At 58.4% G+C, this 14,322-nt stretch carries 9 protein-coding genes; all 9 read right to left on the reverse strand.

Annotated features, from left to right (window positions below; all coding sequences use genetic code 11):
• Positions 1 to 14 precede the first annotated feature (14 nt).
• Entirely contained in the window at positions 15 to 572 is a 558-nt protein-coding gene (gloA, locus tag JJO78_RS13725) for a lactoylglutathione lyase (RefSeq protein WP_007155583.1), read from the reverse strand.
• Between the two features lie 318 nt (positions 573 to 890).
• A complete protein-coding gene (locus tag JJO78_RS13730) occupies positions 891 to 2,027 on the reverse strand; it encodes an alkane 1-monooxygenase (RefSeq protein WP_127401814.1) in 1,137 nt (378 codons plus the stop codon).
• Between the two features lie 145 nt (positions 2,028 to 2,172).
• Positions 2,173 to 4,212 carry a TRAP transporter permease gene (locus tag JJO78_RS13735; RefSeq protein WP_228712260.1) on the reverse strand — a complete coding sequence of 680 codons (2,040 nt, stop codon included), beginning with the start codon at positions 4,210 to 4,212 and terminating at the stop codon, positions 2,173 to 2,175.
• Entirely contained in the window at positions 4,209 to 4,616 is a 408-nt protein-coding gene (locus JJO78_RS13740) for a DUF1850 domain-containing protein (protein ID WP_052479571.1), read from the reverse strand. Before JJO78_RS13740 ends, JJO78_RS13735 begins: the two co-directional genes overlap by 4 nt.
• A gap of 127 nt (positions 4,617 to 4,743) precedes the next feature.
• A complete protein-coding gene (locus JJO78_RS13745) occupies positions 4,744 to 5,703 on the reverse strand; it encodes a TAXI family TRAP transporter solute-binding subunit (RefSeq protein ID WP_036209044.1) in 960 nt (319 codons plus the stop codon).
• Between the two features lie 199 nt (positions 5,704 to 5,902).
• A complete protein-coding gene (locus JJO78_RS13750) occupies positions 5,903 to 7,093 on the reverse strand; it encodes an HlyD family efflux transporter periplasmic adaptor subunit (RefSeq protein ID WP_085679371.1) in 1,191 nt (396 codons plus the stop codon).
• Positions 7,086 to 9,248, reverse strand: a complete 2,163-nt coding sequence (locus JJO78_RS13755; protein ID WP_127401816.1) for a type I secretion system permease/ATPase — start codon at positions 9,246 to 9,248, stop codon at positions 7,086 to 7,088. The genes JJO78_RS13750 and JJO78_RS13755 overlap by 8 nt, the downstream gene beginning before the upstream one ends.
• Positions 9,245 to 10,519, reverse strand: a complete 1,275-nt coding sequence (locus JJO78_RS13760; RefSeq protein WP_127401817.1) for a TolC family protein — start codon at positions 10,517 to 10,519, stop codon at positions 9,245 to 9,247. Before JJO78_RS13760 ends, JJO78_RS13755 begins: the two co-directional genes overlap by 4 nt.
• A partial coding sequence (locus JJO78_RS13765) for a T1SS-143 repeat domain-containing protein (RefSeq protein WP_273623900.1) occupies positions 10,516 to 14,322 on the reverse strand: 3,807 nt, incomplete at its 5' end. The genes JJO78_RS13765 and JJO78_RS13760, both read right to left, overlap by 4 nt.

Genomic DNA, 14,322 nt, shown 5'->3' on the forward strand with positions numbered 1-14,322 from the left:
CCGAGTCAGGCGGTTTACTCTTCCTCTTCTACCCGGCGCTGCTTTTCGAGCATGTTCGGCTGCAGGATTTCGATCCAGTAGCCGTCCGGGTCCTTGATGAACGCCAGGCCCTTCATTTTGCCGTCGTCCGGCTTCTTGACGAAGTCCACGCCCAGTTTTTCAAAGCGATCGCAGGCACTGTATACGTCCGGCACCGCTACGCCGATATGGCCAAAGCCCTGGGGCTCGTCGTTGCCATTATGGTAGCCAAACTCTTCATCGTTTTCGGTGCCCCAGTTGTGGGTCAATTCGAGCATGGCTTCGCGGCCAAAGATGAAGGTGGTGCGGTGAGCGTCGTCGTTGGGGACCATGTTGGCCTGGCGGTCGTCGAGGTAGGCGAGGAAGTAGAGGGTGAACTTCATTTCCGGGAAGTCGAGTTTTCTGACGAGGCGCATGCCCATTACCCGGGTGTAGAAGTCCATGGAGCGCTCGGGGTCTTTGATGCGCATCATGGTTTGGTTGAAGACGTAGCCTTCGGTTTCGGGGACGGTTGCTTCGTGCAGGCCGGGGGCTTGTTCGAAGTGTTTGGGCATGGGAGCTCCCTTTTATGGGTTCAGGATTCAACCATTATACTTGCGGGCGTTGCGGGGAGATTTCAAGGGCAAAAAAAGGCCCCACAGTCAGAGACACAAAACCTGTGGGGCCTTGGAAACTTTTTTGATTGCATGGTTGGGGGGGGGCTGGTCCAAGCGGGTATGCCCCTCCCAGACACGCCGTTAACCCATCCATGGGGGCTCGGCATTGCCATCCCTGGCAATGCACGGTCTGGGAGGGGCATACCCGCTCGGACCGATCTGACTTTCCAGGTAACGCCTTTAGGCGTGTGCCTCCTGTATTTGTTTCGACTCAACTCATGCCAACTGGTGTTCTTCGCCTTCGTAGTACGCCTCTACCCTCGGGTTCATCACCTTTTTCCACAGTGGCGGGATCATGGCCAGGACGACCATGGCGGCGTAGCCGGCGGGGAGCTGGGGTGCTATTTCGTGGTGGCGGAGGACCTGGTAGCGGCGTTTGGCCCAGGCGTGGTGGTCGCTGTGGCGTTGGAGGTGGAACAGGAAGACGTTGGTGAGGAAGTAGTTGGAGTTCCAGCTGTGTTCCGGGCCGGTGCGTTCGTAGCGGCCGTTTTCGAGCTTGCGACGGTGGAGGCCGTAGTGTTCGAGGTAGTTGACGATTTCCAGCAGGTTGAGGGCGATGAAGCTCTGGCCGAGGAAGAACACGGCGCCGAGCCAGCCAAAGGCGACGGTGAAGGCCGTGAAGGCCAGCGCGGTGATGCTGTACCACCAGATGAGTTCGTTGCGCCAGCTGAGGGCGCTATGGCCTTTTTTCTCGAGGCGTTTGGCTTCCAGTTTCCAGGCGTTGATGAAGTTGCGGGCATAGGCCTGGGGCAGGAAGTTGTAGAGGGACTGGTTGTAGCGCGACGACGAGGCGTCTTCCGGGGTGGAGACATGCACGTGGTGGCCGCGCAGGTGTTCGACTTTGAAGCCGGCGTAGCTGACCAGTGACAGCAGGAAACCGCCGGCCCAGGTTTCGAGTTTGCCGTCTTTGTGGATGAGTTCGTGGGCAACGTTGATGCCCAGGCCGCCAACGATGCCGACGGAGAAGATCCAGCCGATGCCACCGGCCACATTGAACAGGCCGGACGCCAGCACGAACATGCTCCACACCAGCAACACCGCAAAGGCGGCAACCCAGCCCAGGGTGATGAACTTGTAGAAGCGTTCGGTGTTCATGCGTGGGGTATCGGCTTCCTCGTCCGGGTTGAGGGCGTCTTTGCCCAGCAGCAGGTCGAGGATGGGGATGATGCCGAAGACGACCACCGGTACGCCCCAGGCGAACAGGTTGATCCATCCGGTGGCTTGCCCGGCCGCCAACAACAGGGGCGGCAGGGCCAGGGGCAGCATGGCGATCAGGTAGCTGTATTTCTTGAGTGTCAGCAGCACTTTCCGGCGGGCGGACTCGGTGCTCAGGATCAATGGTTTCGTACTCACGTGTTTTCCCTCATCGGCTGTTACTTTCGATCTGGGCGATCGCTTCTTGTTAACTGCATTATTGTCCTACAATATAACAGTCGTCAAGAAAACCGTGGTACTTTTTAATCACTGCATTTATCAATACAGCCCCAATCGCGCTATCTCACTGTGATTGCTCCTCTGTTTCGGGGGTTCCAGCCCCATGCAGTTCCCGGCGTCGGTGCCAGTAATTCATGGCCAGCAGTACCAGCATCGCGACCACACCGGCGACTTCCACTTGCAGGTCCGGGTAAAAGATTGCGATCACCGCGCCACTCAATGCCAGTCGCATCCAGGGTTTCATGTGGGTGAACAGAAAGCCTTCAAGCGCCGCTGCAAAGGCCGCAAGGGCGAGTATGGCGATGAAGCCGTTCCAGAGAACCAGCGGTAACGGCCCCCCTTCGATGATCACGGGGTTGAACACCATGAACAGCGGAATGAGGTAAAGGCCCTTGGCGAACTTCCAGGCCTGTACGCTGGTTTCCATGGTTTTACTGCCCGCGATCGCCGCCCCCGCGAAGGCGGCCAGCGCCACAGGCGGCGTGACGTTGGAATCCTGGGAGTACCAGAACACCAACAGGTGCGCGACCAACAGCGGGATACCGAACTCGTTGGTCAACGCCGGCCCCACCAGCACGATCAGTACGATGTAGCTGGCAGTCACCGGCAGCCCCAGGCCCAGAATCAAGCTGGCGATGACCACCAGGAACAGCGCCATCAGAATGTTGCCGTCGGCGAACGCGATCATCATTGATGAGAACTTGAGGCCCAGCCCGGTCAGGCCAACCACCGCCACCACAATGCCGGCAATGGCGCAGGCAATGCTGACGGGGACCGCGTTGCGGGCACCCAGTTCGAGGCCCTGCAGCAGTTTTACAACGCCTTCACGCAGCGCATGCGTCAGGGCTTTTCCAAGCTGGTTGTCCGCCCGCCCCTGTTTATAGGCAAGGTACAGGCCGTTCAGCCCGGCGATACCAATGATGCCGACCACGGCATAAAACCCGACCCGCATGGGGGAGATGCCCATCACCAGCAGGTACACCAGCATGATGATCGGCAACAGGAAGTACCAGCCGTAAGCCATCACTTCCCGGAGCTGGGGAAGATCACTGGCAGGCAGGCCTTTCATGCCCTGCTTCACCGCGCAGATATGAACGAGCAGATACACCGTGGCGAAATACAGCAGGGCCGGAAACACACTGACTTTTACGATGTCGAGGTACGGCACACGGGTGTATTCCGCAATCAGGAAGGCGCCGGCGCCCATCAGCGGCGGCATGATCTGGCCACCGGTACTGGCTGCGGCTTCAATGCCGCCCGCCTGGGCCGGACGAAAGCCCAGTTTCTTCATCAGCGGAATGGTAAACGCGCCCGTGGTTACCACGTTGGCGATGGCACTGCCGGAGATGGACCCCATGCTGGCCGAGGCCAGAACCGCAGCCTTGGCGGGGCCGCCGCGCTGACGGCCCGTCGCCGCAAACGCCAGATCGATGAAGAAGCGGCCTGCGCCGGTCACTTCCAGCATGGCGCCGAACAGCACAAAGATGAACACGAACGTAGCGGCAACGCCCAACGGCAGGCCGAAAATACCCTCCTGCCCCAGATACAACTGGGCACCGATACGGTCGAGGGAGTAGCCGCGATGGTTGAGAATGCCCGGCAGCCATTCCCCCAGCTCCGACAGCGGCCCACGCTGGCCACTCATCGCGTAGAGAATTGCAATCACACCGATCACCGTCAGCCCGGTGCCTACCGCCCGGCGGCTGGCCTCCAGCAAGGTGATGGTGCATACCCAGGCCATGACAATATCGGTCTGGTTCCAGAACCCGGCCCGGCCGGTAATCTCATCGAGGAACCAGACCAGATAGAAACCGGATGCGCCCGAGGCTATCAAAAAGCCGGTATCAATCAACGCCGTTATGGCGCCACGCGGTCGGCCAGGACGGGGCCCAAACAGCAGAAAGCACAGCATCATCACCAACGCCAGGTGAATGCCCCGTTGATAGAACAGTCCCAGCGGTTGAATACCGGCGCTGTATAGTTGAAACAGCGATAGGCCGATACCAATCAGTGCGATCAGCCAGAGCAGTGCCCTGGGCCCGCTCATTCTGGTCGGCTGCCATGCGCCATTGGTTTTCAGGTAGATGGCCGTTTCTTGACTCATTGAAGCGTGCTTCCTTTATCCCCTGCAGGCCGTACTCGAATCTCAACGAGTTTGTCAGCTGCCAGACGGCTTAGACTCACCACGCGCGAATCCACCTCAATGCGGTGATTCACCGACAAGGCGCCAACGCGCAGCGAGAGACGATTATTGGGTATGGGCACCTGCATATCGACGATGCGGTAGCCGTGGTCGTCATCCGACGTCAGTGTGCCCCGGCCACGGGTATGGCCAAGGCCGGCTGCAAAGTCCGGTGTGTGGCTACTGTCCAGAATCAACTGGTCCGCTTCCATGCGAAAGCAGTCCGTCACAGGAAACCCCTGCACCGAGTGATTCCAGATCAGGCACCACCGCCCGCCCTCGGGCAGGCCGAGCTGCACCAGCGACGTCTGACTGGTATCAGACACCGACAGTTGCCAGACCGCTTTGCTCTGGGCGCCGACTGCTGTGGGCCATAATCCCCACAGCAGTGACGCGAGCAGGCAACAGACCCTGCAAACCATGAACCGACGAATGATAACGACGGATTCTCGATTACTGGCGCAGTGCCTCCGGCACTTCTGCACCTATTTCCTCGTAATAGCGAATGGCACCCGGATGGAGAGGAATGGGTGTGGAATCCAGGCTGAACTCCACGGTGGTGTCGTCAGCGGCCGGATGGATCGCCCTCAGGGCCTCTACCTTCTCGAAGAGCAGCTTGGTGATCTTGTAGGCAAGATCTTCCGACATGGCGCTATTGACGGTAAGAACGTTGGGAATGCCGATCGTTGCAATGTCCGAATCGACACCCTCGTAGGTACCGGAACGCAGCTTGTAGGGCGCAAACACCGGCACTTCTGCTCTGGCGTTGGCGATTTCCTTCTCGGAGAGAGGTATCAGTGCAATGTCACGGGTGGTGGCAAGGCTGACAATAGAGCTTGTTGGCGGGCCAACACTCCAGAACGCGGCGTCGATGTCGCCATCGCGAATGGCATCTGCAGATTCATTGAAGTTCAGGCCACGCTCGTCGAAATCGTCGAAGCTCATGCCGTTGGTTTCCAGCAGGGCCTTGGCGTTCACTTCGGTACCGCTGCCCGGCGCACCAACCGACACACGCTTGCCAGCCAGGTCTGCCAGCGACGTAATGCCAGAGTCCGCCAGGGTGACAATCTGAACCGCGTTCGGATAAAGCGAGGCAATGGCCAGCACATCCAGCTTGTTGCCATTGAAACGTTCGCCACCGTTATAGGCCTGATGGACGGTGTCTGCCAGGGCAATCGCCAGATCCGAATCCTGACGATGAACCAGCCCCATGTTCTCAACCGAAGCACCGGTGACTTCGGCAACTGCGCTGTACCCTTCAATATGCTGACTGATCAACTCCGCAAGGCCACCCCCGAGAGGGTAATAGGTACCACCGGTGCCGCCCGTGGCAATGGAGAGATTGGTATCCGCCTGTGCCGGAGAAACACCGATCAGCGCGGTCGCGCCCAGTGCCAGAAATAGCTTTCGCATGTTGCTCACCTCGTTTTTGTTGGATTAGCGTCGGGACGTTTGATCCTTTGACGTCATCATAGGATAGCAGCTTGTATATCAATCTTCGGGGAAGCGTCGATATTAGACATTAGAAATGAATAGGCGGAAATTCACCAAGTATGGCAGGACAACGCACGGTTTTCTTCGACTTTCCCAGGGCCCTTGGTGCGCTTACGTCTCAGTATAAGCGCGCCTTGATAATCGGTTTCAGAAGATAGCTCAGCAGGGTGCGCTTGCCCGTCTGGATGTCAACCTGTGCCACCATGCCCGGGCGGATCGGCAAGGTTATACCGTTGCGCTCCAGATAAGCCTTCTCGGTGCGAATCAGCACCTCGTAGAAGGCTTCCTTACCCCGTGGCGTTTCCTCTTCGATGGTGTCTTCACTGATTTGTTCTACTTCACCTTGGAGGTCACCATAGATGGTGTAGTCATAAGCTGTAATCTTCACGCTGGCAGGCATGCCGGGTGCCACAAAGGCGACATCCTGAGGCCTCACCTTGGCCTCAATCAGCAATTGCCCCTCAATAGGTGTGATTTCCATGATCGGCTCACCGGGCCGAATCACCCCACCCTCGGTATTGATCAGAATGTCATTAACTCTGCCTCGCACCGGGGAGTATATGTTCGTACGTTCAAGCTTATCTCGCCTCTGCATCAACTTCTGTTCAAGGGAGCTCACCTCCGCCTGTTTGGCGGACAGTTCGGTGTAGGCATCCTGCACATAGGTATTACGCAGCTCTGCCAGCCGTCCGGCCAGGCCGGCAATGGTCTGGCCCAGTTTCAGAGACTCCATTTCGCTGACAGAACGTCGCTCGACCAACGGTTCTACCAGTTCCAGCTGTCGGCGCGCCAGACTCATTTCCTTGTTGATTGATCGCTCCGCCTCACGCATCCGCTCACGCCGGGCATGAAATAACGCTCGTTCTGACTGGACCAGTTCGCCTTCAGGATCCAGTGTTTCGGGAAAATCAATGTCACTCTTCTCCAGCACCTCGGCTTTCAATCGTGCAATGGATGCGCGCAATACGGCGATCTGACTCGCGATCTCGAGGTAGGCGCTCCGGAACTGCGTATCGTCGAGGCGTACCAGGAGCTGCCCCCGCTCCACACGATCACCGCGGCGTACCATAAGCTCGGCCAGAATACCGCCATCCAGGCTCTGAATAGTCTGCATGCGGCTCAGAGGCACGACCTGCCCCTCACCACGAGTGACTTCGTCAACCTCCGCCCAGGCCGACCAACCAATGAACACCGCAATGACCAATAGACTGAACCAAAGTATCGGATGGCTGGCCCGATAGTGACGGCTAACCTTTGTATCACCCAGTTCATTCAGAATGCGCAGTGTTTGAGTATCCCGACTAGCCATCCTGGCCCTCACTCTTCTCCACGGCATCCCGCTTAGGTGCTCGCACCAGATTGCCATCAACCACCGCCCCCACCGGGCCATCCATCACTACCCGGCCATCCCGCAGCACCACAGCACGACCCACCAATGACAGCAGTGCCCGTTTGTGTGTCGACACCACCAGAGTTCGTCCCTCCAGCCAATGCTGCAGGTAATCAATAATCTGCTTTTCGTTGGCCTGGTCGAAGGCGGATGTTGGCTCATCCATCAGTACGATACGAGGATCCTGAAGCAACAGGCGCGCCAGCCCGATTGCCTGACGCTGACCACCTGAGACACTACCACTGCCCTGAATGGGTAGATCCAGGCCCAGCGGATGACGGCGCACAAATGGCCCCAGGCCCACAGCTTCCAGTTCAGTATGCAGAGTCGCATCATCATGGGCGGCGTTGTCCAGAAGGAGATTCTCACGCAGGGTGCCATAGAACAATCCGACATCCTGAGGCAGGTATCCGATCGCTCGTCGGCGATCTGCCGGCTCTATCTGACCCAGATTGACGTCATCCAGAACCACACGCCCACCATCCGGATCGGTCAGCCCGGCCATCAGGCGCAGTAGCGATGATTTACCAGCCCCGTTTCCGCCCAGCAGAGCCACACGATCGCCGGCATGCACCTCCAACGATGAAATGGCCAACGCCGCTGGAGCCTCTTCCTCATAGCGCAAGGTTACGTCTTCCAGTTGATAGTGGCCCTTCAGCGAAGGCTTGTGTGCGAAGGCGCGTCCCGCCGGACGCTCTACCGGCGCGTTCATCAGCTCATCGAGCCCCTCCATGGCCACTTTGACGTGCTGCCACCGCGTGAGAATGCCGGCCACCTGAGCCATTGGTGCAACCGTACGCGAAGCCAGAATGGTGCACGCAATCAACGCACCGATGGTCATCTCGCCAGCACCAATCTGGTATACACCGACCATGACCACGCCGATGTAACAAAGCTGCTGCACCATGATGGCACCGTAGCCAAGCATCGATGAAAGCCGGCGCACCCGAACGCCTACCTCAGCGAGATCCGCTGAAAGGTGCTCCCAAAGCCGGAGGTTGCGCCCCTCAGCCCTGGTCGCTTTGACCGTCTCCAGGTTTTCTATAGACTCCAGCAGCACGCCCTGACGTACGGCGCCCTCGCTCAGATTCTGTCGGGAAAGCTTGGCCAGATGCCCTTGAGCCAAGAGCCCCGGCAACACCATCAGTATCACGGCAACCAGCGGCACCCAAACCAACGGCCCACCGATGTAGGCAATAACGCCGAGGAACAGAACGACAAAAGGCATGTCGCTAATCGCTCCAACCGTCGAGGAGGTAAAGAACTCACGGACTCCCTCAAACTCACGGATCTGGGAACTGAAGGCGCCGGTGGAGCCAGGTTTAGCGGCCAACTTGAGTTGCATCACCCGGTCGAACAACAGCCCCGAGAGCTGAAGGTCCAACCCCTTACCGGTTACATCCAGCAGGTGGGCGCGCAGACTGCGCAACATGAACTCCATCACCACCGCCAACGCCACACCACTAGCCAGGATCCATAACGTATCGTAAGCGGAGGTAGGCACGACCCGGTCATAGACCTGCATGGCGAAGATCGCCGTTGATATGGCCAACACATTTGCCATCAGCGCCGCCACGCCTACCTCAACCCAGGTGCGCCAACGCCGTTTTAACGGCTCCTTAAGCCAATGCTCGTCCTGTGCTCGGGCGAAATCGCCCGCTCGCTGGTCGGGCCTATAGGCCTTCCGCGCGACGATGGCGCTGCCAGCGTAACAGTGCGCCAAAGAGTCCCGGGTTACCTTTTCTTGGCCACCGCCGCTCTCAGGCACCAGGATCACCGCGTCGTCTTCCTGCCACTCCACTAACAGCGCCGTACTGCCGTCACGCTGAATCAACAAAGCTGGCAGAAGGCGAGAATCCATCTGTTCGAAAGGCAACGCCAAAGCCCGCCCCTCGACCCCAACCCGATGCAGCGCCCGCGAGACGAGCGCCAATGGCAGCCGCCCCTCTTCAAGCGCCAGGCCATCACCCAGTTCAGCCACCGTGGCCGTCACACCGAGCTGCCGACAAAGCACCACCAACCCCTCCCTCAAGGGGTCTTCCGGACGCTGCACCTGTTCCTGCTTCCTTGTCATAGCGCTTCGTTTCCGTCATCGACCTTTGAGCTCAATACCTCATTCAATCGGCCCAGCCGAGAAGCGACGCGATATTGAAGACGGACCTTCTGGCTCTCGACTTCACGGATCTGTCGTTCGGTATCAAACATGTCTCGCTGAATAGGGAGCAAATCTTCAATGTCCCGAAGCCCAGCCTCGAACTGTTCGTGATATGCCTCAGCAACCTCTTCAGCGCGACGAAGCTGCACCTCAAGAGATTCAAGTCGCCAGCCAAGGACCTCGTGTTGCTCGAACCAGGCGGTAAGCTCCCGACGCAGTTCCCGGCGTGTCGCCCTTTGTTCCCACCTCGCGGCCTCAACCTGACGGCCTGCCGACTCCACGCGACGAAAATTGGAGAGTCCTTGAAACGTATCTATGCGCAAACGCAGGGCGATCACCGCGTCCTCTTCCATGCGGCCACCAATCTCGCGACGCATCAATGAGCCTTCCAGGTTGAGACGAGGCTTCAGCGCTGCACGGGACTCATCACGCCGGGCGATTGCCTCATCAACTTCTTCGCGGACCCGCCGGTACTCCGGCGCCTCGGCCACGGCTTTATCCAGCTCTCCGGAGCGCCGCAAACGGCCAATGATGGCTTTCGGATCAGGTTGAGAAAGATCTTCGGCGGCATAGCCGACAAGCTCGCGAAACTGCGATTTGGCGTCTGCCAGCGCCCCCCTTTCAACAGCCAGTTGTTCCCGAGCACGGGCCAGTTCCAGCTCCGCCCGCCCCGCCTCGGACCGACCTACGTAACCCAGTTCGCTACGATCATGGCTGAGCTCCGCGAGTTGCCCCAGCCGCGTTATATGACGTTTCACTGCTTCTGCTCGTGACTCGTAGAGCAGCACATCCAGGTAAACCTCAATGATGTCCAGAGCTGCCTCGGCACTCGCAATCTTGAGAGCCTCCAGCTTCTGGCGCTCCACCGCTGACGCGCCCTCTACCTGGGAGTTAACCTCTCCCCAGTCGTATAGCGTCTGGCGTGCAGTAACTTCGTAACCGATTTCACCCCACAAGCTATTCTCTGGACCGGCGCTGGCCTGTACCGTCGGCCAGTACCCATCAACAGCGATATCAAGGTTTATACCGGCTGCTTCAACCTCGGCACGGGCTGCGGCAACGGAAGGGTGGTTAAGCATTCCTCGGTATACCGCCTCTTCCAGACTTATGGCCTCCGAGGGTAATGGCGTCACCAGCCCGATGAAGGCCACGCCTACGAGCAATGCGCAAAAGCTCCGTCCGGGCGTCAAGAAACCTCCACGTTAATCCCATCCTGCACCAATAGAGTGGCGTCATTGAGCGAATACTCGGAGTAAGTCACACCACCACGCACGACCGAAGCACCCTCAACCCAACTCTCACTGCCGATATTCAGGGTGTCCTGCTCGTCGCCCTGAACGATCAGTGTGTTGTCTTCGTCCGTCAGTTCGATAAGCTCAGCGCTATCAAGCGTCAGGGTACTGGAGCCGTCACTCTGGCCCAGATCAATCTGCTCTATTCCCGAAACAGGCCCCGTACCGGGATCGGTCATGTCCAGATTGATCCCCCCATCAAGCATCAGCTCATCGAAGCCGTCGCCCCCATCAACTGCCGCAAACTGATCACTGGTCGCCCAGATAAAGTCATCACCGTTACCTCCATTAAAGGTGTCCTGGCCGGATCCATCTATCAGGGTGTCGCTGCCATCGCCACCATTCAGCGTGTCATTACCTGAACCTCCCCGAATAAGGTCGTTCCCGCCCCCGCCATAGAGATCGTCACTTCCGTCGTAGCCATACAGGCGCTCGCCTTCTCCTGAGCCAATAAGCGTATCGTTACCGTCGCCACCCTCGATGATTTCGTCGGCGCCCAGAAGCGTTTTGAGAACATCGACCGAGGTCAACTGGCCAAGCGAGGCAGAGTCGGTGAGGCCGTCGGCATTGGTGGCCGTGATGCTAGTGGCAGCCAGCAAGTCTGCTTGCACATCGATATCAAGCCCCAGAAGGGACTGGCCATTCTCGAAACGTACGGTGGCCAGGAGTTCATTGATTGCGAAGTTGTCGATGTCGCCATCATCGGCCGCCGTGATGGTCAGCACGGACGAGGGAGCGACCAAGCCCAGCAAGCCTGGATCGTTCTCCACACGAAACTGCAGTCCAAGCTCATCGGCCAGTTGCGATGATGCCGTCAAACTCTGCTCGTCAAGGTTGACGCTGAGTATTGGTTGATAGGCCACTTCGACGGAGCGAAGCTTGCCCCCCGCATCCACCGCAGTGAAATCCTGATTATTGAGGTTAAACAGACCAAGCGCTTCCACGCCAACGACGCCCAGCAACGCGGAGGTGTCGACCTGAACAACAGGAGCAGGCTGGCCTGGCGATGGCGCCGGTGGTGTACCACCAGTGCTGTCAAACTCCACCTGGGTATCAGCCGTGTCGCCATCGTTGTCCGAAACACCCGCGGTAACCGTGGTCGTCCCTCCTACCAGGTCAGTATCAGCCGTGGCTTCGTCCACAAGCAGGTTACCCTGGTTGAGCAGAGCGGCAATCACGTCCTGATCGGTAGCAGCGCCCTCTATCAGATCAACGCCTTCCACCACGATTTCCTGATCAACCTCTGCAGCATTAAAGCCCCCGAGAAACCCTCCGGTGCTGCTAATAGAGATCGTGGTATTCGTACCATCAAAAGCGAAATGCAGATAATTCGCCAGGTTGCCAGGATTCGAGCCAATCCGACCTTCGCCCTGCAACAAACCCGTTAAGTCGAGTATGTCGCCATCGGCGGCCACCGATACGAAGTTGAAGTCGGCCACGGTATCTACCACTGGCGTACCAGCTACCCCTTGATGACCGTCTTCCCAGCGGAGCACGTCACGACCAGAGCCGCCCGTCAGGGTATCGGCGCCGGCGCCACCGATCAGGATATCGTTGCCGTCGCCCCCATCGAGCGTGTCGTCGCCAGCGCCGGCACGCAGGATGTCCGAGCCACCAAGACCGTTGAGACTGTCATTCCCAGCGTAGCCATAAGAACGATCTGAGCCCTCGGTACCAGTCAGAGAGTTATTTCCACCATCCCCTTCGAACAGATAATCGGGCGAGTTATCGTTCAGCAGATTGAGTGCCAACAGATCGCTACTGCTCTCACTCACCGTGTTATTTTGGGAATCAGTCGCTTCAATAGAGAGCGTCGGCGCTACGCCCACGCTAAGAACCGGACTTGTGAAATAAACGGATCCCAGATACTCGTTGAGCTGCTGGTTATCGAGGGCGCCTCCGTCCGCGGCTGAAATTGTCATAGACGCGGTCAGCCCCAACAATGCGCCAAGATCGTCGGTTTCTATGGAGAAGCCGAACTCGTCAGCCAGATCCTCCGCCCCCCGAAAACCTGAGGGCCCCAAATTAACGCTGAGAACGGTAAAGCTAAGGGTAACTGACTCAATGTCATTGTTTTCATCAGTTGCAGCAAAAGCTTGTTGCTCGCTGAAATTGATCAGATTCAATGCATCTGCGCCAACCAATCCCAGGAGGCTATTCGAATCGCCCAAAGACACCTCTGGGCCGACCATTTGTTCAACCGGCAACTGAGAAACGCCTGTGTGCGTGTACTCATAGCTACCATCAAACATATTGACCACCAACGACTCACCTTTAACGGTTTGGACCGTGAGTTCTCCAGTGGTGGTGTTGTAGTCCTCCGAAGAGAACGTCAGGACACTATCAGTGGTCCCACTCGCCGACACCGAATTGGTTGCCGAGTCGAGTTCAAAGGTATAGCCATCAACCGTTACCGAGGAAATATGCCCACCATCGGCGCCAAACGACTCGACAAATGAACCGTTCTCCGTCGTTGGTGCAGAAGTGATATTGAATAACACCGGGTCTGCCGCCACCGGCATGTCATCCTCGACATTCACGGCCAGCGCGCCCTCGTTACTGGTATTGCCAGCGGCATCGGTCATACTGACGCCGAAGTTCAATGTCAGGACATCTTCAACACTGTCACCGGGGTGGTCCAGCGGCGCCTCCAGCGTAAAACTGTATGCGCCCGCCGTTGTTAGCGTCAGGGTAGCAACGGTACCAGCACTGACAGTTGAACCCGTCAACGTATAGGTGTCTCCCGAGAACGCGCCCTGCCAGGACACGGCCTCCCCGCCGGAGGTAACCGGTGGAGGCTCGATAACCGTGACCTCGGAGATGCTGGTGTCCTCCGTGATAGACAACGTGCCGCCCACGGTCGCGGAGTTCCCTGTGTCATCAGGCGTACCGGTATTATCCGGCTCGCCACCCGGCAGGCCCTCTTCCGAAACAGCACTAAGGGCATCGCCAACAACCGGAGCCGTGGTGTCCACATTCACCCCGATAAGGCTGCCGTTACCACTGGTGTTGCCCGGCGCATCCGTCTGGCGCGCCAGCACATCTCCTTCGGCATACTGACCCGCCGGGAGTTCAAAGCCATTGCCTGTGCCCTCGCTCCAGGTCGCCCCTCCGTCGAGCGAATACGACCAGGTGGCTCCAGGTTCCAGGCCGCTGACCGTGACCGTACCATCGCTGGTCACACCATCGCCGTCTGTGCCTGTGTCGTTCGCCAGCGACAGTGTCGGCGCATTTGGGGCCACCGTGTCCACCGTCAGGTCGAACGTGGTACTGACTGGCGATTCATTCCCTGCCGCATCCGTCGCTGTGGCCGTGAAGTTGTGGCCACCTTCAGCCAGGGTCGGTGTTTCAAAGCTCCAGTTACCCCCGGTATCCGTCACTGTCGTACCGATCGCGTTACCGTCCTGGAACACTGTCACCGTACTACCTGCCTCGGCACTACCACTCAAGATCGGAGTGATCTCATCGGTGCTCGATCCGGTCGGTAGATCACCCGTCACACTGCCGGTATCGTCAGTGGCGGAATCAATCGTTGGAGCATCCGGGGGATCCACATCCAGCGTGAACGTAATCTCATTGCTATCCGATGAGGCGTTACCCGCCACGTCGGTAATCTCCGCCACCGCATTCGACAGCCCTTCGGCAAACGGGCCCGTCAGGTCCAGGCCAACGTCGCCGGCGGCCAGGTCTGCGCCTGTTAC

Origin of the sequence: Marinobacter sp. DS40M6 (assembly GCF_028581595.1) — a bacterium.
Taxonomy (GTDB): Bacteria; Pseudomonadota; Gammaproteobacteria; order Pseudomonadales; family Oleiphilaceae; genus Marinobacter; species Marinobacter salarius.